This window comes from Streptomyces sp. NPDC054796 (assembly GCF_053611545.1).
The window spans coordinates 5,688-6,178 of sequence record NZ_JBSHAO010000123.1 but is presented as its reverse complement, the minus strand read 5'-3'; the positions used below and the strand labels follow the sequence as shown (position 1 = coordinate 6,178).

At 74.1% G+C, this 491-nt stretch carries 1 pseudogene; it reads right to left on the bottom strand.

From position 1 onward, the window contains the following. Positions 1 to 491, bottom strand: a pseudogene (locus ACWGJ2_RS39885) (cytochrome P450); the annotation flags it as partial.

Sequence of the window (491 nt, the reverse complement as noted above, 5' to 3'; positions counted from 1 at the left end):
GCAGCACGCCCCCGCGCGCTACCGGGCCGCCGGAGAGCATGGCGGAGAATCCGGCGACCAGCGCGTCGCCCTGGTGTGCCGGCACGCCCAGGGCCCAGCCCAGCGCCATGACCGGGAGCTGTTGCGCGTAGCGGCTCATCAGCTCGGCCTCGCCCGCAGGGGCGAAGGCGGACAGGAGCTGTTCGGCGAACTGTTCGGTGCGGGCGCGGAATTCGATGGGGTCGACGGAGCCGAGGGCGGCGGTGTTTGCCTCCGAGCGCTGCCGGTGGGCCTCGCCCTCGGTGTAGAGGAGGGAATCGCCGGCCTGTCCGCCGCCGAGCATCGGCCACAGCGGCCAGTCGGCCGGCAGGACGGGGGCCAGGCGCCACCGGCGGGAGTCGCGGGCGTAGGTGGCGGTGACGGTGGAGACGTGGGTCAGCTCCCGGTGGCCCAGGACGAGCCAGGCGGCCACGTCGCCGTGCAGGAGGAACGTGGCGACATCACCGAAGAGG